The sequence below is a fragment of the Candidatus Accumulibacter meliphilus genome (genome assembly GCF_036625345.1).
Classification (GTDB): domain Bacteria; phylum Pseudomonadota; class Gammaproteobacteria; order Burkholderiales; family Rhodocyclaceae; genus Accumulibacter; species Accumulibacter meliphilus.
On sequence record NZ_JAZKTZ010000008.1, the window covers coordinates 157,057 to 173,949 of the forward strand.

The window sequence follows — 16,893 nt, forward strand, 5'->3', positions numbered from 1 at the left end:
GGAAAGACAAGATGCGACACATTATTTCAATCCTGCTGGAGAACGAGGCGGGAGCTCTGTCGCGGGTGGCCGGTCTGTTCTCGGCGCGCGGCTACAACATCGAGACCCTCACCGTGGCTCCGACGGAGGACGTCTCGCTGTCTCGCCTGACCATCGTCACTTCGGGTACCGACGCCGTGATCGAGCAGATCACCAAACAGTTGAATAAACTGATCGACGTCATCAAGGTCGTCGATCTCTCCGAGGCAGCGCATGTCGAGCGCGAACTGATGCTGCTCAAGGTTCGCGCCACCGGCAAGGACCGCGAGGAACTCAAGCGTTTGGCCGACATCTTTCGTGGCCACATCATCGACGTCACCGAATCGACCTACGTCATCGAGCTGACCGCCAGTGGCGCAAAACTCGACTCCTTCATCCAGGCGATCGACGCCGGACTGATTCTCGAAACCGTTCGTACCGGCGTGTGCGGCATCGGCCGCGGCGAGCGCATCCTAAAAATCTAATCAGACCGACCAGTAAAAAAGGAAATTGAATGAAAGTTTTCTACGACAAGGACGCTGATCTTTCCTTGATCAAGGGCAAAAAAGTGACCATCGTCGGTTACGGCTCCCAGGGCCACGCGCACGCGCAAAACCTCAGTGATTCCGGCGTCAAGGTGACGGTTGGTTTGCGCAAGGATGGCGTTTCGTGGAGCAAGGCCGAGCAGGCCGGCCTGAAAGTCGCCGAAGTCGCTACCGCCGTCAAGGGCGCTGACGTGGTGATGATGCTGCTGCCCGACGAGACCATCCCGCAGGTCTACAACACCGATGTCGCGCCGAACATGAAAAAGGGCGCGGCGCTGGCTTTTGCGCACGGCTTCAATGTTCATTACAACCAGGTTGTCGCGCGTGACGATGTCGACGTGATCATGGTTGCGCCGAAGGGTCCGGGGCACACGGTACGCTCCGAGTATCTCAAGGGTGGCGGCGTCCCGTCGCTGATCGCGGTCCATCAGGATCGTTCCGGAAAAGCTCGAGACATTGCTCTTTCCTATGCCGCCGCGAATGGTGGCACCAAGGGCGGGGTGATCGAAACCAACTTCCGTGAAGAGACCGAGACCGATCTTTTCGGCGAGCAGGCGGTTCTCTGCGGTGGCGCTGTCGAACTGGTGAAGATGGGTTTCGAGACCCTGGTCGAGGGCGGCTACGCGCCGGAGATGGCCTACTTCGAGTGTCTCCACGAACTCAAGCTGATCGTCGACCTGATGTACGAAGGGGGCATCGCCAACATGAATTACTCGATCTCGAACAACGCCGAGTATGGCGAATACGTGACCGGGCCAGAGGTCATCAACGAACAGTCCCGGGTCGCCATGCGTGCGGCGCTGAAGCGAATCCAGAACGGCGACTACGCGAAGATGTTCATTCTCGAGGGGCGTACCAACTACCCCGAGATGACCGCACGTCGTCGCCTGATGGCTGAACACGAGGTCGAGATTGTCGGCGCCAAGCTGCGCGACATGATGCCCTGGATCAAGAAAAACAGGCTGGTGGATCAGAGCAAAAACTGATCGGCGTAGTCACCAGCCACCAGTCACTTGCCTGGCGATGGGGCGATCATGGTCGCTCGATCGACGGGCAAGAAGACCGAGACCTTGATTCACTCATGACTTGTCCCTCTCTGTATCGGATTTCAGTCGGGGTAGCTGCTTTCCCGGCTTTCCTTCGCTCTGAACCGGCCTGCGTCCGTGACCAAACGACAACAGCGCAATGCCAGAAATAAAACCTCGCAAGACCCTCTTCAACCCGGAGTTGCGGCGCCGAGGGATCTACCTGTTGCCAAACCTGTTTACCACCGCGGCATTGTTTTGCGGCTTCTTTGCCATCGTCCAGGCGATGAAGGGCGGTTTCGAGGCGGCTGCCGTGGCGATCTTCGTGGCCATGGTGCTCGACGGCCTCGATGGGCGAGTGGCGCGAATGACGCGTACCCAGAGTGCTTTCGGTGCCGAGTACGATTCGCTGTCGGATATGGTTTCCTTCGGCGTCGCGCCGGCGCTGGTCAGCTACGCCTGGGCACTCAAAGACCTTGGGCGACTCGGCTGGATTGCAGCCTTCATCTATTGTGCCGGTGCGGCCCTGCGCCTGGCACGCTTCAATACCACGCTGGAAGTCATCGACAAGCGCTACTTCCATGGCCTGCCGAGTCCGGCGGCTGCGGCACTGGTGACGGCTTTCCTGTGGGTGATGATCGACAAGGATGTCGCCGCAGCTGACGTGCGCTGGGGCGCCTGCTTGCTGGTCATTTTTGCCGGTATCTCGATGGTCACCAACGTCCAGTTCTACAGCTTCAAAGACGTCAATCTGCGGCGCAGCGTGCCCTTTATTTTCGTCGTCGCCATTGCCCTTGGCTTCGCCTTTGTGTCCTACGACACGCCGCTCGCCCTGTTTGGCCTTTTCGTGGCCTATGCCCTCTCCGGTTATGTCCTCGCGTTAAGCCGCCGATTTCGGCACAAGGCATCATCACCGCCGCCGCCACCACCAGTCGCTTAACGTGAACATCACCTACGCGACTTTCACGGTAGCGCAGGGCACCAACAGCGTGCATTGACATCCTCACCTTCGGAGTCGGGACATGAAAGATCATCTGGTAATTTTTGATACCACCTTGCGTGATGGCGAACAGAGCCCGGGTGCGTCGATGACCAAGGACGAGAAGCTGCGCGTGGCACGCCAGCTCGAGCGCATGCAAGTCGATGTGATCGAGGCTGGATTTGCCGCTGCTTCGCCGGGCGACTTCGACGCCATCAAATCGATCGCCACGATCATCAGGGAGTCCACCGTGTGCTCCCTGGCACGTTCCAACGAGAACGACATTCGTCGCGCGGGCGAAGCCATCAAGCCGGCGGTGAGCGGCCGTATTCATACCTTCATCGCGACCAGCCCGATCCATATGGAGAAGAAGCTGCGCATGACGCCCGACCAAGTGGTCGAGTCGGCCGTACGCGCGGTGCATTGGGCGCGTGAATATACCGACGATGTCGAGTTTTCGGCGGAAGACGCGGTGCGCTCCGATGTTGACTTCCTGTGCCGGGTTTTCGAGGAAGTGATCAAAGCCGGCGCGCGGACGATCAACGTTCCCGATACGGTTGGCTACAGTGTTCCGTCGGTGTGGGGCGAACTGATGCGTACGCTGATCGAACGGGTGCCAGGTGCCGAGCAGGTGGTGTGGTCCACGCACTGCCACAACGACCTGGGAATGGCGGTCGCCAATTCGCTGTCGGCAGTACTCGCCGGCGCCCGCCAGGTCGAATGCACGATCAACGGCCTTGGCGAACGTGCCGGCAATGCCTCGCTCGAAGAGGTGGTGATGGCGGTCAGAACGCGCAGCGACCTTTTCCCGGTGCAGACGCGTATCGACACCACCCAGATCGTCCCGGCGTCCAAGCTGGTGTCGCAGATCACCGGCTATCCGGTGCAGCCCAACAAGGCCGTCGTTGGCGCCAACGCCTTTGCGCACGAGTCCGGGATTCATCAGGACGGCGTCCTCAAACACCGTGAAACCTACGAGATCATGCGCGCCGAGGATGTCGGCTGGGCGCAGAACAAGCTGGTCCTCGGCAAGCACTCGGGACGCAACGCGTTCAAGTCGCGGCTGTCGGCTCTGGCTATCGTGCTCGATAGCGAAGAGGCGCTGAATGCCGCGTTTGCCCGTTTCAAGGAACTGGCTGACAAGAAGCACGAGATTTTTGACGAAGACCTGCAGGCACTGGTGTCCGACGAGGAGTTCACGCAGGAGGGCGAGTACTACAAGCTCGTCTATTCGCGCGTCTGCTCGGAAACCGGTGAGACGCCGGCCGCGGATGTGACGCTGAGCGTCGATGGCGCGGAAAAAAAAGCGGCGGGGATCGGCAGCGGGCCTGTCGACGCGACTTTCAAGGCGATCGAGTCGGTTGCCAGCAGCGGCGCACAGTTGTTGCTTTACTCGGTCAACGCCATCACCACCGGCACTGACGCGCAGGGCGAAGTGACCGTGCGCCTCGGGAAAGGCAGTCGTATCGTGAACGGCAATGGTGCGGACACCGATATCGTCATCGCGTCAGCGAAAGCGTATCTCAACGCCTTGAACAAGCTGCAGATTCCCGATCGCGTCGACCCGCAGGCGGACGTTTGACCTCGGTCGCGACTTGACGGAGAAAGCAGCGGCTACGGACGCGCCGACGCGTCTGCTTGGTGTGCTGATGGGCGAGTGAGTCTGGCGTAGGCGACGCTGGCGCAGAAAAAGGTCAGCGCGAGGACGGTTTCGGCAATGGCCAGCGCCTGCCCTATCCCCGTTTCGGTGGTGGCGCGCACGATCCCTTCGGTAAAGTAGAGCAGAATCAGCATGCTCGCCCACTGGTACGAGTAGCGGCGGCCGTTGAGGATGCCGAACAAGGGTGCCAGCAGCGGCAGGCACTTCAGCGCCAGCCACGAGCCGCCAGGCAGGACCGGTGCCAGACGCAACTCCCAGGCGAGGCACAGGAAAATCAGCGCAATCAGGCTGCTGCACGCCGTCAGGTAGAGGGCGCGGATCATCAGCAGCTGAGCTTCGTGGCAATGGCGGCGAGTCTGTGCCCTTGCGCGAAAGCGAGTTGGCGCTCTTCTTCGCTAAGCGTCGGTGTGCCGGCGGTACCTGCGAGATGGCTGGCACCGTATGGTGTGCCACCGCTGCGAGTGCTGGACAAGGCGGCTTCGCTATAGGGCAAGCCGATCAGCAGCATGCCGTGATGCAGCAGCGGCAGCATCATCGACAACAGTGTGCTCTCCTGTCCGCCATGAGCGCTGGCCGTCGATGTGAAGACGCAGGCAGGCTTACCGACCAGGGTTGCCGACGACCATTGCGCGGCGGTGCTATCCCAGAAGTATTTCATCGGCGCCGCCATATTGCCGAAACGAGTCGGGCTGCCGAGCGCCAGGCCGATGCATTCGTCAAGGTCGGCAGCTTCGACGTAAGGGGCGCCGTCGGCTGGAATTTCCGGGGCGCTTGCCACGCAAACGGGCGATACCTTGGGAACCGTCCGCAGACGTGCTGTGACGCCGTCCCTTGACTCGATACCGCGCGCGATTTGCTGGGCGAGGGCCCGTACCGACCCGCGGTGACTATAGTAGAGAACGAGTATTTCCGACATCGCGCCATTATCCGGGAAACTGCGTCCGATGGCTCTTTTCCGCCGGCAAAGACAAGCGCCAGCCGAGTGGCCGTGCGTTTTCGGAGCTTACGGCAGTAGCACCGCTCGCGGACCGTCGGTCGTGGGCTGCCTAGAAGTGCGTCGGGTCAGCTTGTATCGTCAGGATGTCAACGCTGCCGGTTTGCTCGTCAATGCCGATGCTCTGTACTTCACGAACCGCCAGATTCTCGCCTTCGATAACCAGCAGCAGTTTCTCGTTGTTGTGGGCGAGCGCGCCCGACGCCACGACCAACAGTTGGCTGCTGCGCAGCGAGGGAATTTCTGGGAGTACCAGAACCCGCAGATGCTCCGTTCCTTCACCGTCCGCAGGCCGGGCGAGCGTCGCCGGGACAGCTTTTGGTGAGAGGATTTGCAGGCCAAGCTCCAGATGCTCAGGGTTCTCCGAGACCGCCCACCGCACCAGGCAGATCTGCCAGTTTTTCTCGTCCCCCGTGCGCACTGCCGCGACATTGCCGACCGAAAGGGTGCCGATCTTGCCGGAGACATGCATGACGGCATAGCCGTCCGGGCTTTCGTTGGTGATCATCCAGCGGGACAGCTCGACCGCGGCGGTGTCGTTCTGCTTGCAAAGGTGCCAGAGTCCATCGAGTCCGCTACCCAGGACCGTTCGATAGTTCTGCCTGCGGCGATGAAAGCGGCGTTTGCCGAAGTCATTCCAGCGTCCCGCCAGGCGGCGCAGGACGCCGACGCCGGCGGGCGTGCTGGCCAGCTCTGGCAAGCCGATCTCTTCGGCTGGCGTGCCGGCGTTGAGCTGGGCGATCTGCGTCTTCAGCAGAAGGCCCAGGCCGGCGCAGGAAAAGTACTCGAGTGGCGCAGTCGACGGTGCCAGCTTGCGCGAAAAGGGCAGGGCAGGTGCGTCGCGTGTTGGATCGACCCAGAAGCTTGCCGGGGCCGCGGTTGCAGCGCTTTCTGCTGAAATGGTCTCGATGTGGCCGGCAAAGCGCTCGAAGTAAGCGGCCAGGAAGACCACCTCGCGTGCAGTCAATGACGCTGGCTGGGCGCAACCGAGCAAAATCGCTGCGTGGTAGATGTGCTGCAGTTTTCGTGACTGCCCGCGTGGGACTGTCGCTTCAAGATGCCGGGATCGTGCCATGGCATAGGTCTGGTGCAGTTGCTGCCAGGCGCCGGTCGGTGCCGGAGAGGCGATCAGATGAGCGATCATGAGTTGCTGCGCGAGGGCATGCAGGCTACGCCACAGCGCGAGATCGGGCGCTTGATGACGGTCGCTCGTGTCGTGCGAAGCGACCCCTTCGACCATCTCCAGCGTGTTATCAGCAAGCATTTGCAGCAGATCGAGGACGCTGCGCACCAGGCGCCGTGATTTGCGTGGGATCGGCAACATCAGCTCGGTCAGTTCCGGAAGCAGTGCCGCTACAACGCTGGAGCTGCGCTCGTACAAGCCGTTCAGAGCCAGGGCGCGCTCCTTTGCCGAACCGCCAACCTCGTGCCAGGCTTTGACCTGCGCACGCAGTGAGGGAAGCTCCTCAGCCGGGTGGGGTGCCATCGGCGACGTAAGCCATTGCAGAATGGTGCGTATGCCGGAGTGTGCAGTCACGGCTCTCGCCGCATCCTGCTCATCGAAAGCGGTGTTGGTCATCTGGCCACCTGCCAAACAAGTTTGCGTCGTCACGCCGTTCGTTGGACTGGTAGCTTGTCTCTTTCGGCGCATGGGCAACTACGGCTCGGTCGACCAAAAATTACAGAATCAACATCTTGGCTGTCGACCTTCGCCCTCTGGATTATAACCTGCAAGTTTCAACTGCTGGTTAATGTGAAAGTCGCGCAAGCGACCCACGAAGCGCCCTTCTCCCCTCGCGGGAGAAAGGTCTGGGGAAGAGGGAAACGGTCATGACTTCCATGATTCGGGGTATCTCGACAGGTCATGACCGTTAGCGGCAAGCGTGCGCGTTCCTGATCTCCCCCGCTCGCCAGCGGACGTCGAGCCAGGGTGCAGCAAGATCATGTTGAAAGGGCGCTTTTTTGCTATAATCCGCCTCTTTTTCTGATTTCGGAAGAGCTGATCATGGTTGTCATTCGTCTCGCTCGTGGGGGCTCCAAGAAGCGCCCCTTCTACAATATGGTGGTTGCTGATTCACGCCAGCGTCGCGATGGTCGCTTTATCGAGCGCGTCGGCTTCTACAATCCGCTGGCCTCGGAGAAGGAAGAGAGCCTGCGCATCGCCACAGACCGCATCAGCTACTGGCAGGGGCAGGGTGCACAACTGTCGATGACCTGTGCCCGCCTGGTCAAGCAGTCGGCCGCCAAGCTAGCAGCCTGAGCTTTGCCTGCCGGTTCGCTGTCTGCAGGGACTGGCGCTGGCGCGGGACTCGACGTTCGCCCGGTTGATGGCGAAAGCTGCGAAGGCAGCCAGGTCAGCGGCGAAATCGTTGTCCTCGGCAAGATCGCTGGTCCGCACGGCTTGCAGGGCGCGGTGCGCGTTTATCCGTTTGCCGATGATCCGCTGGCTTGGTCGCGACTGCCGCAATGGTGGCTGGGCCGCGAGGGCGAAGCGCTCGAGTTGTGGCGTCAGACGCGGCTGATCAAGTGCGATCTGCGTAACGAGATGCTGCTGGCGCAGCTCGAATGTATTGCCGACCGGTCTGCTGCCGAGGCCGCTGCCGGGCTGCTGGTTGGTGTTCCGCACCAGGCCTTGCCGCCGACCGCGGCTGACGAATACTACTGGGCCGATCTGATCGGCCTTGAGGTCGTCAATACCCATGCCCAGTCGCTGGGCAGGATTCTTGGTCTGATCGAGACGCCGGCCAACGCGGTTTTGCGCGTCGGCGATGGCCAGGGCGCCGAACGACTGCTGCCCTTTGTTGGCGCAGTGGTGCTTGAAGTTGAGCTGGCGCAGGCGCGTGTTCGCGTGGCCTGGGAAATCGACTGGTGAGTTGGTGACTTGGTGACTTCGCCAGAAGGCGTGCCCGCGCGCGAGAATGCGTTTGTCGTTGATGTGCTGAGCTTGTTTCCCGAAATGTTTGCCGCGGTGAGCCATTCGGGAGTGACCCGTCGGGCGCTGGAAACCGGGCGCTGGACTCTGCAGCTGTGGAATCCGCGTGATTTCACCGCCGACCGGCATCGCAGCGTCGATGACCGCCCCTACGGCGGCGGCCCGGGAATGGTGATGATGGCGGCGCCGCTGGCGGCGGCGATCGCGGCGGCCAAGACACGACAGCAGGCCGCTGGTGCGGCGGCCAGCCGCGTCATCTGTCTGTCGCCGCAGGGCTCGTTGCTGACGCACCAGCGGGTGATCGAGTTGGCACAGGGCAAGGAAGCGTTGGTGCTGGTGTGCGGGCGTTACGAAGGGATCGACGAGCGGCTGATCGACGCCGGCGTCGACGAAGAGATTTCTATTGGGGATTTCGTGCTTTCGGGTGGCGAAATTCCGGCGATGGCGCTGATCGATGCCGTCGTCAGGCAGTTGCCGGGCGTGCTGAACGACGCCGAATCGGCACAACAGGATTCGTTTGTCGCGGGCTTGCTGGATTGCCCGCACTATACGCGGCCCGAGGACTACGACGGGCGGCGGGTGCCGGATGTTCTCTTGTCCGGTCATCACGAGGAAATACGACGCTGGCGTTTGCAGCAAGCGCTGGGTCGAACGTGGCAGCGGCGTCCCGAGTTGTTGGCGGGGCGTTCATTGTCGAAAACGGAAACGCAACTCCTGGTGCAGTTTCAGGAGCAATGCGGTCAGGACAAGAATGCGTAGTTCGCATACATGGAGTCAAGAATATGAATCTGATCGAGCAACTTGAACAAGAAGAAATTGCCCGTCTGGGCAAGGTCATTCCCGTCTTCGCCCCGGGCGACACCGTCGTCGTCCAGGTCAAGGTGCGGGAAGGAACGCGCGAGCGTTTGCAGGCCTATGAAGGCGTCGTGATTGCCAAGCGCAATCGCGGTCTCAACTCCAGCTTCATCGTGCGCAAGGTCTCGTCGGGCGAGGGCGTCGAGCGTACCTTCCAGACCTATTCGCCGCTGGTCGCGGCGATCGAGGTCAAGCGTCGTGGTGACGTCCGTCGTGCCAAGCTGTACTACCTGCGCCAGCGTTCGGGCAAATCGGCGCGGATCAAGGAAAAGCTGGTCCGCAAGCAACGCTGAACAGCGGCCCTAGCGCGGTAAACGAAAAAGTGGCGCAGTCGAGAGACTGCGCCACTTTTGTTTTCGGCCTTACCTGGGTCGCAGGCGCGCAGGTCAGGAAGCGGCAGCCTGTTTGTCGTTCTCGATCAATGCGTAAGCCGAATGATTGTGGATCGACTCGAAGTTCTCGGACTCGACCACATAGGCGTCGATGCGGCGCTCGGCGTTGAGGCGTGCGGCGACATCGCGCACCATGTCTTCGACGAACTTCGGATTGTCGTAAGCACGTTCGGTGACGTATTTCTCGTCGGGGCGCTTGAGCAGGCCGTAGAGTTCGCAGGATGCCTGCCCTTCGACGAATTGCACCAGTTCTTCGATCCACAGGTGATCGTTGATTCTGACGGTGACGGTCACGTGCGAGCGCTGATTGTGCGCGCCACGCTCGGAAATTTCCTTTGAGCACGGACACAGGCTGGTGACCGGAACGGCCACCCTTATCGTCGATTCGATACCCTCACGGCCAATCTCGCCAACCAGGGTGACGTCGTAATCCATCAGGCTCTGCACGCCCGATACCGGTGCGGTCTTGTTGATGAAATACGGAAAGCTCATTTCGATGTGCCCGGTCTCGGCTTCCAGCCGCTGCACCATGTCGCGCAACATGGCCGGGAAGTTTTCGACGGAAATCTCGCGTTCGTGGCTGTTGAGGATTTCCACGAAGCGCGACATGTGCGTGCCTTTGAAGTTGTGCGGCAGGCTGACATACATGTTGAACACGGCGATCGTGTGCTGTACGCCGCCGGATTTGTCGAGCACCTTGACCGGGTGGCGTATCGCCTTGATGCCGACCTTGTTGATGGCGATGCAGCGGGTATCGGCTGAGCCCTGGACGTCCACCATCGTGGTCGGTTGCGGGTTTTCTGGTGCGTTCATTACTGCTCCTGATGGGTGTTCATATGCTGCCGGCAACGATTTCCTCGGGCTCGCCCGCGCTGCAGCCTTGCCGAGCGCGCACTGCGGCGACGATTCCGTCGCGGTCGAGGCCGATCTCGGCCAGCAGTAGCGCCTGGTCGCCATGATCGATGAAGCGGTCGGGAATTCCCAGGCGCAGGAGTCGCGTGGTGCCGGCAACTTCCTCGAGAACTCGCGCGACCTCGGAACCGGCACCACCGATCAAGGCATTCTCTTCGACACTGACCAGCAGGGAATGTTCTGCTGCCAGGGCGAGGATCAGCTCGCGGTCGATCGGTTTGACGAAGCGCATATTGGCCACCGTGGCGTTGAGCTCTGCCGCCGCTTCGAGCGCCGGCGTCAGCATGCTGCCGAAAGCGAGCAGCGCTACCTCGGCCCCGTGGCGGCGAATTTCACCTTTGCCGAGCGGCAAGCCGAGCAGTGTCTTGTCGATCGGTGCGCCGGTGCCGCTGCCCCGCGGGTAGCGCACGGCGCTCGGTCCGTCCAGCTGATAGGCGGTGGTCAGCATCTTGCGGCACTCGTCTTCGTCGGTCGGCGTCATCAGCACCATGTTCGGGATGCAGGTCAGGAAGGAAATATCGAAAGCACCGTGGTGTGTCGGGCCGTCAGCGCCAACCAGGCCGCCACGGTCGAGCGCGAAGACTACCGGCAGGTTTTGCAAAGCCACGTCGTGTATCAGCTGATCGTAGCCACGCTGCAGGAAGGTCGAGTAGATGGCCAGCACCGGCCGCATGCCTTCGCAGGCCAGGCCGGCGGCAAAGGTGACGGCGTGCTGCTCGGCGATGCCGACATCGTAATAGCGATCGGGGTAACACTCGCTGAAGCGTAGCAGGCCGGAGCCTTCGCGCATCGCCGGCGTGATCCCGACCAGTCTCGGATCCGCGGCCGCCATGTCGCACAGCCAGTCGCCAAAAACCTGCGTGTAGGTCGGTTTTGCGCCCGGTTTGCCGCCGGCGATACCGACTTCCGGCTGGAATTTCGAGACCCCGTGGTAGAGGATCGGATCGACCTCGGCCAGTTTGTAACCCTGGCCCTTTTTGGTTATCACGTGCAGAAACTGCGGACCCTTTAGGTTCTTCAGGTTGAGCAGCGTCGGCACCAGCGATGCGAGATCGTGGCCGTCGATCGGGCCGATGTAGTTGAGGCCGAGTTCTTCGAACAGCGTCCCCGGGGTCAGCATTCCCTTGACGTGCTCCTCGGCGCGCTTGGCGAATTCGAGCAAGGACGGCGAAAAGTCGAGAATCTTCTCGCCGGCCTTGCGCGCGGCGTTGAAGGTGTTGCCGGAGAAGAGTCGTGCCAGGTAGCGGTTGAGCGCTCCCACCGGCGGTGAGATCGACATGTCGTTATCGTTGAGAACGACGAGCATGTCGGCGTCGGCGACGCCGGCATTGTTGAGGGCTTCAAAGGCCTGCCCGGCCGACATCGCGCCATCGCCGATGATGGCCACCACTTTGCGGGTTTCGTGCTTGATCTTGGCAGCCAGCGCCATGCCCAGGGCCGCCGAGATCGACGTCGACGAGTGACCGACGCCGAACGTGTCGTACGGGCTTTCGCCGCGTTTCGGAAAGCCCGAGATGCCGCCGTGCATGCGCAGCTTGGCCATCCCTTCGCGGCGGCCGCTGAGCGTCTTGTGCGCATAGGTCTGGTGGCCGACGTCCCACACCAGGCGGTCGTGCGGCGTATCGAAGACATAGTGCAGGGCGACCGTCAGCTCGACCGTGCCGAGGTTCGATGAGAGGTGACCACCGGTCCGGGAAACCGACTCGACCAGAAAGGCACGCAACTCGTCAGCCAGTTGTGGTAACTGGCGGCGGTCGAGCTTGCGCACTTGCGCAGGATCGCTGATGGTGTCGAGCAGAGGGTAAAGGGTCATGGTCTCGTTTGGGTCCTGCAGAAGCGCTCGCTGGTGGCGGCGGGCGGTGAGCGGAAGCGGCGCCTAGAATTTGCGCTGGGTAATGAAGTCGGTGAGTTCGAGCAGGCGCTGGCGGCGTTCGCCGAAAGCTGTGAGCGCTTCGAGCGCCTGTTTTCTTAGATCGTCGGCAAACTCGCGGGCGCGTTCGAGGCCCATCAGGCTGACGTAGGTCGGCTTTTCGGCGGCCGCATCCTTGCCGGCTGTCTTGCCGAGGGTCGCGGTACTGGCCGTGCAATCGAGGATGTCGTCGACGACCTGGAAAAGCAGGCCGGCACGTTTGGCAAAGCGGTCGAGCGACGTGCTTTCGTCGGTGCTCAAAGCCGCGCCGCAAAGGGCGCCGAGCAGCACTGCCGCACGGATCAAGGCGCCGGTCTTGAGTGCGTGCATCAGCTCGAGTTCGGGTTGGTTGAGGTTCTTGCCAATCGCTTCGAGGTCAATCGACTGGCCGCCCGCCATGCCACACGAGCCGCTGGCGCGGGCCAGCAGGCGCAGCATTTCCAGTTGCCGGCCCGGCTCGCCGAAATCCTTGCGCGCCAGCAGTTCGAAGGCCAGCGCTTGCAGGCTGTCACCAACCAGCAAGGCCGTCGCTTCATCGTACTCGACGTGGCAGGTCGGCCGGCCGCGTCGCAGCACGTCGTTATCCATTGACGGCAGGTCGTCATGGACCAGCGAATAGCTGTGGATCAGCTCGACTGCGCAGCCCACCACTTCCAGCTGTTGCGCAGGGGCCGCGGTCAGTTCGCCGGCCGCGAAAACGAGCAACGGTCGTATCCGTTTGCCACCATTCAGGCTGGCATAGCGCATCGCCCGGTGCAGGCGAGCCGGAATCGCTTCAGCAGGCGGCAAGTTGCCGGCGATAGCCGCTTCGACCTGTACCTGGACGCGACGCATCCAGTCCGGGAAGGCGAGCGTCCCTGGCGCTGGCGCAGGGGCAAGTGGTGCTGTCGGCACCTTCATTTGGCCTCGCCGCCAGTGGGCTCGAAAGCGCGCAGCGCGCCGTTCTCGAGCACCTGGATTTGCGCCTCGGCCTCGCTGAGCTGTTGCTGGCAGTGCGTCAATAGTGCGCTGCCACGACGATACGCCGCCAGTGACTCCTCGAGTGGCAGGCGGCCTCCCTCCATGTCCTGGACCAGCTGTTCAAGTTCGGCAAGAGCCGCCTCGAATTTCAGTTTGCCAATGGTCGCCGCGTCCGAAGCGCGTGCGGCGGCGTCGACGGCTTTCTCGGAGTTCGGTCGTGGCATCGGAGAGGCTCGAATCAAACCGCCGAAAATAGCGTATTAGTGGCCCCGCGGTCAACAAATGGAAAGCATTCTCGCGCCCCCCGCTTCTGGCCAGAGCGTGGCACAATCGCTGGCGATGGGACTGGTGCTACACTTGCGCAACCAAAAAAGGGAGGATGCCATGATAGTCATCGAAAACCGGCCCAGGCGGGTCGAGGTCACGGTTTATGCGGAATTCACGCTCGCCGATTATCAGGAGTTCGAAAACGCCGTCAACTACGTCATTCAGTTCGAGGGGCAGGTTGACCTGTTTTTCGACTTGCGCGAGATGGCCGATTTCACTCTCGACGTCGCCTGGGAAGATATCGTCTTTTCGCGTGCCCATGCCAAGGATTTCAGCCGCATTGCGGTGCTCACCGAAAGTCAGTGGGTGGCGTGGAGCGCCTGGTTGTCACAGATTTTCGTCGAAGCCGAGATGCGCGTTTTCGACGAAGAAGTCGAAGCCCGCGCGTGGTTGGCCGAAGGGGACGGGGAGGGGCTGGCGTGAGCTACTCGACGGTCGTCAGTACCGCTCTCCTGGCTCATCATCTCGATGATCCGGGCTGGCGCGTTTTTGATTGTCGCCATCAATTGACGGATCCCGAGGCCGGTGTTCGGGCCTACGCCGCCGGGCATCTTCCGGGGGCGAGTTTCCTGCATCTGGATCGCGACCTGTCGGGGCCGATGAATGGCAGCAATGGCCGCCACCCCCTGCCGGACCCACAGCTTCTCGCCGCCACGCTGGGCGCTGCCGGCGTTTCAGGAGAAACGCAGGTGGTTGCTTACGACGACGCAGGCGGGATGACGGCCAGTCGACTATGGTGGTTGCTGCGTTGGCTGGGCCACGATCGTGTCGCTGTTCTCGACGGCGGCATCGAGCGCTGGGTCGCCGAGGGCAGGCCGCTGTCGACGGCGTCACCAGAAGTTGCCGCAGCGCGTTTCGCGGGATCGCCACGTGACTGGGTAGCCACGACTCAGGAGGTCCTGGCTGATGTTAGCAACGGCCAGTTCTGCCTGATTGACGCCCGCAGCCCCGATCGCTTCCGTGGCGAGAACGAAACGCTCGACCCGGTCGGCGGCCATATTCCCGGTGCGCGCAATCGCTTCTTTCGCGACAATCTCGATAGCGAAGGTTGTTTTCGCTCCGCCGCCGAACTGCGCCGGGAGCTACTGGCGCTGCTCGCCGGGATCGATCCGAAGCAGGCGGTAATGAGCTGTGGCTCGGGCGTCACCGCCTGTCACAATCTCCTGGCCATGGAAATTGCCGGCCTGCATGACGCACGCCTGTATGCCGGTTCGTGGAGCGAGTGGTGTAGTGACCCGGCGCGGCCGGTCGCCAGTCAGGCTTCCTGACGCGTCAAACGGCGCACAGGGCGACGGCCGATTCTCTTGTCTTTCCGGTTGAATTAATGAGATTTTCTAAGATACTTTTTGCAACTTTCACGGGTCGGCGAGCCGATCTATTACTGGCGTTTCCTGTTTTTCAACATCACTTAGGAAGAAAAACCATGAAAAAACTTGCAGCTATGGTAGCGGGTGGTTTGTTGCTGTGCGGTGGCGCCGGTGTTGCGACGGCGGATTCTCGTGCGTCGCGTTGCGAAGAGTTCAGGGGAAAGCTGACGTTGGATTGGGCGACTTCTTGCGAGGAGTTCAACACGATAATGCGAAAAGAACGCATTTTTGAGGACGCGTTCTTTCTACCGTCGGGGGCGCCGGCGATCTGCTTGGCGGGGACGATGACTGATGCCATGTTGGGCGGGCGTGCGGTTGAGGCTAAGTCGCTATCGGCACTTACAGCCAATAGCTTCGCGAATGTTCTGCTTCCCGGGCAGGATGCATTTACCGCGGCAACGGTGGTGACTATTTCTGCCGATCGAGAGCCTCGGCTAGACAAGGAACTGGGCCAGATATTCCTGCGGGATACGGGCGTTTTGCGCAGTGATACGTTCGCGGTCGAGCAGCTTATTGGCGTTGGCGGCACCAAGAAGTTCTCCAAGGCCAGCGCTTCAATGGAGATCGTTGGCTACGAGTTCAAGACGGCCCAAGACCTAGGTCTCCGGCCCGCCGAGTTCAAAGGCACCATCTGTCGTTAAGCGATGCCGGCCAGCGAGGTGCACGGAAACCGCTGACCAACAGTGGCTACCACCTCGCCCCGGTCGTATGCGAACGCTCGAACGATGCAGGGAATCGGGCGCAGTTTCAGAAGCCGCGGTCGGCGAGCGTGCTATGCTCGGAGGCTAATTCCCCCCTGCTCGAGCATGGACGTGTCGTTCTGATGTTAAAAAAAGGGTGGTCGATGCTACCCACGAGTGTTACCCGATAATGCCAATCCGGCTACTCATGGCTCTGGCATCGTGTGCCTGCTGCCTGCCGTTGTTTTCGGCGAATGCCGCGACCGTTGGCAGGGTTTTCGTTTCCTACGCCGGTGACGGGAGTCCCCGTTATGCCAGCCAGCGTCTCGACGCCAGTTATCGCTTGTTCATTCGCGGCGAGACGGTGCGCCAGAAAAGCAGCACTGCGCCAGGAGCAGGAAGGCGCGCCAGCCAGCGACAGGAGCGGCAGAAGCTGACGCCATTGATCGAGCATTTCGCGCGTCTTCACCAGGTCAAGCCGCAACTGGTTGCAGCGGTGGTTGCCGTCGAATCCGGCTTCAACACTGCCGCTGTTTCGCCGGCAGGGGCAGTGGGTGCGATGCAACTGATGCCAGCGACTGCGGCACGCTACGGCGTGACCGACGCCGCCGATCCGGCGCAGAACATCGACGCCGGCGTGCGCCATCTCAAGGACCTGCTTCGCCAGCATGGTGGCAACGTTGCCCTGGCGCTGGCGGCTTACAACGCCGGCCAGGGAGCGGTGGCCAGGAATGGCGGCCGGATTCCGCCTTATCGCGAAACCATGCTCTATGTACCAGCGGTACTATCGGCAGCGGCACGGGGGGCAAGGTAGTGAGCAGAAGCCAGGACAGCATTTTCAAACGACGGAGTGGTGATGGTGCCGCCTGCGCTATTTCTGTGGCGGTCGCTCCTGCCCTGCGCAGAGGTCGCGGTCAGGGGCGCACCGCCGCCGGCTTCACCCTGCTCGAACTGCTCGTGGTGGTGACCATCATCGGCCTGTTGGCGGCCTATGTGGGTCCGAAGTACTTCTCGCAGTTGGGCAGATCCGAACAGGGGGTGGCCAAGGCGCAGGTGGAGGCCTTCGCACGCGCGCTCGACACCTATCGGCTGGAAGTCGGCCGCTATCCGAGCAGCGAGGAAGGGCTCGATGCCTTGCTCAGCAAACCGGCCAACGCCGCTCGCTGGAACGGCCCTTACCTGCAGAAGGCGGTGCCCGACGATCCCTGGGGTCACGCCTACATCTATCGGTCGCCAGGCGTCACTGGCGACTTCGAGATCACCTCGTATGGCAAGGACGGCCAGCCCGGAGGGACCGGCGATGCCGCCGACGTCACTTATCAATGAGAATCTGGCGGA

General features: G+C 61.7%; 20 protein-coding genes. 13 read left to right on the plus strand and 7 right to left on the minus strand.

Going from position 1 to position 16,893, the window contains the following annotated elements:
• The first annotated feature begins 11 nt into the window (after positions 1-11).
• From ilvN to V5B40_RS17275, 4 genes are all read left to right on the plus strand, one after another.
• Complete coding sequence (gene ilvN / locus V5B40_RS17260; RefSeq protein WP_332355641.1) at positions 12-503, plus strand: acetolactate synthase small subunit; 492 nt, start codon at positions 12-14, stop codon at positions 501-503.
• Positions 504-532: 29 nt separating this feature from the next.
• Positions 533-1,549, plus strand: a complete 1,017-nt coding sequence (gene ilvC / locus V5B40_RS17265) for a ketol-acid reductoisomerase (RefSeq protein ID WP_332355642.1) — start codon at positions 533-535, stop codon at positions 1,547-1,549.
• Between the two features lie 199 nt (positions 1,550-1,748).
• Positions 1,749-2,528 (plus strand): CDP-diacylglycerol--serine O-phosphatidyltransferase, encoded by a 780-nt coding sequence (pssA, locus tag V5B40_RS17270; RefSeq protein ID WP_332355643.1) that lies wholly within the window; start codon positions 1,749-1,751, stop codon positions 2,526-2,528.
• A gap of 82 nt (positions 2,529-2,610) precedes the next feature.
• Positions 2,611-4,149 carry a 2-isopropylmalate synthase gene (locus tag V5B40_RS17275; protein ID WP_332355644.1) on the plus strand — a complete coding sequence of 513 codons (1,539 nt, stop codon included), beginning with the start codon at positions 2,611-2,613 and terminating at the stop codon, positions 4,147-4,149.
• A gap of 32 nt (positions 4,150-4,181) precedes the next feature.
• On the opposite strand, the gene V5B40_RS17280 is transcribed toward V5B40_RS17275, so the two are convergent.
• The 3 genes from V5B40_RS17280 to V5B40_RS17290 form a co-directional block, all read right to left on the minus strand.
• The gene (locus tag V5B40_RS17280) at positions 4,182-4,550 is read right to left on the minus strand and encodes a DUF2069 domain-containing protein (RefSeq protein ID WP_332355645.1); all 369 of its coding nucleotides are present in this window, start codon (positions 4,548-4,550) and stop codon (positions 4,182-4,184) included.
• Positions 4,550-5,143 carry an NAD(P)H:quinone oxidoreductase gene (gene wrbA / locus V5B40_RS17285; RefSeq protein WP_332355646.1) on the minus strand — a complete coding sequence of 198 codons (594 nt, stop codon included), beginning with the start codon at positions 5,141-5,143 and terminating at the stop codon, positions 4,550-4,552. Before wrbA ends, V5B40_RS17280 begins: the two co-directional genes overlap by 1 nt.
• Before the next feature lie 130 nt (positions 5,144-5,273).
• A complete protein-coding gene (locus tag V5B40_RS17290) occupies positions 5,274-6,800 on the minus strand; it encodes a hypothetical protein (RefSeq protein WP_332355647.1) in 1,527 nt (508 codons plus the stop codon).
• A gap of 426 nt (positions 6,801-7,226) precedes the next feature.
• Here V5B40_RS17290 and rpsP point away from each other — a divergent pair, with 426 nt between their 5' ends.
• The 4 genes from rpsP to rplS are packed head-to-tail and all read left to right on the plus strand — an operon-like array spanning position 7,227 to position 9,301.
• A complete protein-coding gene (gene rpsP, locus V5B40_RS17295) occupies positions 7,227-7,481 on the plus strand; it encodes a 30S ribosomal protein S16 (RefSeq protein ID WP_169065800.1) in 255 nt (84 codons plus the stop codon).
• A gap of 3 nt (positions 7,482-7,484) precedes the next feature.
• Positions 7,485-8,093 (plus strand): ribosome maturation factor RimM, encoded by a 609-nt coding sequence (rimM, locus tag V5B40_RS17300; protein ID WP_332355648.1) that lies wholly within the window; start codon positions 7,485-7,487, stop codon positions 8,091-8,093.
• Positions 8,094-8,105: 12 nt separating this feature from the next.
• Complete coding sequence (gene trmD / locus V5B40_RS17305) at positions 8,106-8,912, plus strand: tRNA (guanosine(37)-N1)-methyltransferase TrmD (protein WP_332355649.1); 807 nt, start codon at positions 8,106-8,108, stop codon at positions 8,910-8,912.
• A gap of 23 nt (positions 8,913-8,935) precedes the next feature.
• Positions 8,936-9,301 (plus strand): 50S ribosomal protein L19, encoded by a 366-nt coding sequence (rplS, locus tag V5B40_RS17310; RefSeq protein WP_043563996.1) that lies wholly within the window; start codon positions 8,936-8,938, stop codon positions 9,299-9,301.
• Positions 9,302-9,394: 93 nt separating this feature from the next.
• Here the strand turns inward: rplS and folE2 are convergent, their stop codons facing one another.
• The 4 genes from folE2 to V5B40_RS17330 form a co-directional block, all read right to left on the minus strand.
• On the minus strand, positions 9,395-10,213 hold the full coding sequence (gene folE2 / locus V5B40_RS17315) for a GTP cyclohydrolase FolE2 (RefSeq protein WP_332355650.1): 819 nt from the start codon (positions 10,211-10,213) through the stop codon (positions 9,395-9,397).
• A gap of 19 nt (positions 10,214-10,232) precedes the next feature.
• Complete coding sequence (dxs, locus tag V5B40_RS17320) at positions 10,233-12,125, minus strand: 1-deoxy-D-xylulose-5-phosphate synthase (protein WP_332355651.1); 1,893 nt, start codon at positions 12,123-12,125, stop codon at positions 10,233-10,235.
• Between the two features lie 63 nt (positions 12,126-12,188).
• Complete coding sequence (locus V5B40_RS17325) at positions 12,189-13,121, minus strand: polyprenyl synthetase family protein (protein ID WP_332355652.1); 933 nt, start codon at positions 13,119-13,121, stop codon at positions 12,189-12,191.
• Positions 13,118-13,405: an exodeoxyribonuclease VII small subunit gene (locus tag V5B40_RS17330; protein ID WP_332355653.1), complete on the minus strand. Its 288-nt coding sequence runs from the start codon at positions 13,403-13,405 to the stop codon at positions 13,118-13,120. Before V5B40_RS17330 ends, V5B40_RS17325 begins: the two co-directional genes overlap by 4 nt.
• 160 nt (positions 13,406-13,565) lie before the next feature.
• On the opposite strand from V5B40_RS17330, the gene V5B40_RS17335 reads away from it, so the two are divergent.
• The 5 genes from V5B40_RS17335 (at position 13,566) to gspG (ending at position 16,881) form a co-directional block, all read left to right on the plus strand.
• Entirely contained in the window at positions 13,566-13,931 is a 366-nt protein-coding gene (locus V5B40_RS17335) for an STAS/SEC14 domain-containing protein (protein WP_169065797.1), read from the plus strand.
• Positions 13,928-14,776 carry a sulfurtransferase gene (locus tag V5B40_RS17340; protein WP_332355654.1) on the plus strand — a complete coding sequence of 283 codons (849 nt, stop codon included), beginning with the start codon at positions 13,928-13,930 and terminating at the stop codon, positions 14,774-14,776. Before V5B40_RS17335 ends, V5B40_RS17340 begins: the two co-directional genes overlap by 4 nt.
• A 155-nt stretch (positions 14,777-14,931) precedes the next feature.
• Positions 14,932-15,516, plus strand: a complete 585-nt coding sequence (locus V5B40_RS17345) for a hypothetical protein (protein WP_332355655.1) — start codon at positions 14,932-14,934, stop codon at positions 15,514-15,516.
• 229 nt (positions 15,517-15,745) lie between these two features.
• The gene (locus V5B40_RS17350) at positions 15,746-16,369 is read left to right on the plus strand and encodes a lytic transglycosylase domain-containing protein (RefSeq protein WP_332355656.1); all 624 of its coding nucleotides are present in this window, start codon (positions 15,746-15,748) and stop codon (positions 16,367-16,369) included.
• Between the two features lie 83 nt (positions 16,370-16,452).
• A complete protein-coding gene (gspG, locus tag V5B40_RS17355) occupies positions 16,453-16,881 on the plus strand; it encodes a type II secretion system major pseudopilin GspG (protein WP_332355788.1) in 429 nt (142 codons plus the stop codon).
• Positions 16,882-16,893 lie beyond the last annotated feature (12 nt).

Excerpts from the sequence above, each read along its gene's own strand:
- ilvN (WP_332355641.1), top strand. The coding sequence starts at position 12 with ATGCGACACATTATTTCAATCCTGCTGGAGAACGAGGCGGGAGCTCTG.
- rplS (WP_043563996.1), top strand. The coding sequence starts at position 8,936 with ATGAATCTGATCGAGCAACTTGAACAAGAAGAAATTGCCCGTCTGGGC.
- V5B40_RS17345 (WP_332355655.1), top strand. The coding sequence starts at position 14,932 with ATGAAAAAACTTGCAGCTATGGTAGCGGGTGGTTTGTTGCTGTGCGGT.
- V5B40_RS17290 (WP_332355647.1), bottom strand. The coding sequence starts at position 6,800 with ATGACCAACACCGCTTTCGATGAGCAGGATGCGGCGAGAGCCGTGACT.
- V5B40_RS17325 (WP_332355652.1), bottom strand. The coding sequence starts at position 13,121 with ATGAAGGTGCCGACAGCACCACTTGCCCCTGCGCCAGCGCCAGGGACG.
- V5B40_RS17350 (WP_332355656.1), top strand. The coding sequence starts at position 15,746 with ATGCCAATCCGGCTACTCATGGCTCTGGCATCGTGTGCCTGCTGCCTG.
- pssA (WP_332355643.1), top strand. The coding sequence starts at position 1,749 with ATGCCAGAAATAAAACCTCGCAAGACCCTCTTCAACCCGGAGTTGCGG.
- ilvC (WP_332355642.1), top strand. The coding sequence starts at position 533 with ATGAAAGTTTTCTACGACAAGGACGCTGATCTTTCCTTGATCAAGGGC.
- V5B40_RS17275 (WP_332355644.1), top strand. The coding sequence starts at position 2,611 with ATGAAAGATCATCTGGTAATTTTTGATACCACCTTGCGTGATGGCGAA.
- folE2 (WP_332355650.1), bottom strand. The coding sequence starts at position 10,213 with ATGAACGCACCAGAAAACCCGCAACCGACCACGATGGTGGACGTCCAG.
- V5B40_RS17280 (WP_332355645.1), bottom strand. The coding sequence starts at position 4,550 with ATGATCCGCGCCCTCTACCTGACGGCGTGCAGCAGCCTGATTGCGCTG.
- V5B40_RS17335 (WP_169065797.1), top strand. The coding sequence starts at position 13,566 with ATGATAGTCATCGAAAACCGGCCCAGGCGGGTCGAGGTCACGGTTTAT.
- dxs (WP_332355651.1), bottom strand. The coding sequence starts at position 12,125 with ATGACCCTTTACCCTCTGCTCGACACCATCAGCGATCCTGCGCAAGTG.
- wrbA (WP_332355646.1), bottom strand. The coding sequence starts at position 5,143 with ATGTCGGAAATACTCGTTCTCTACTATAGTCACCGCGGGTCGGTACGG.
- V5B40_RS17330 (WP_332355653.1), bottom strand. The coding sequence starts at position 13,405 with ATGCCACGACCGAACTCCGAGAAAGCCGTCGACGCCGCCGCACGCGCT.
- rpsP (WP_169065800.1), top strand. The coding sequence starts at position 7,227 with ATGGTTGTCATTCGTCTCGCTCGTGGGGGCTCCAAGAAGCGCCCCTTC.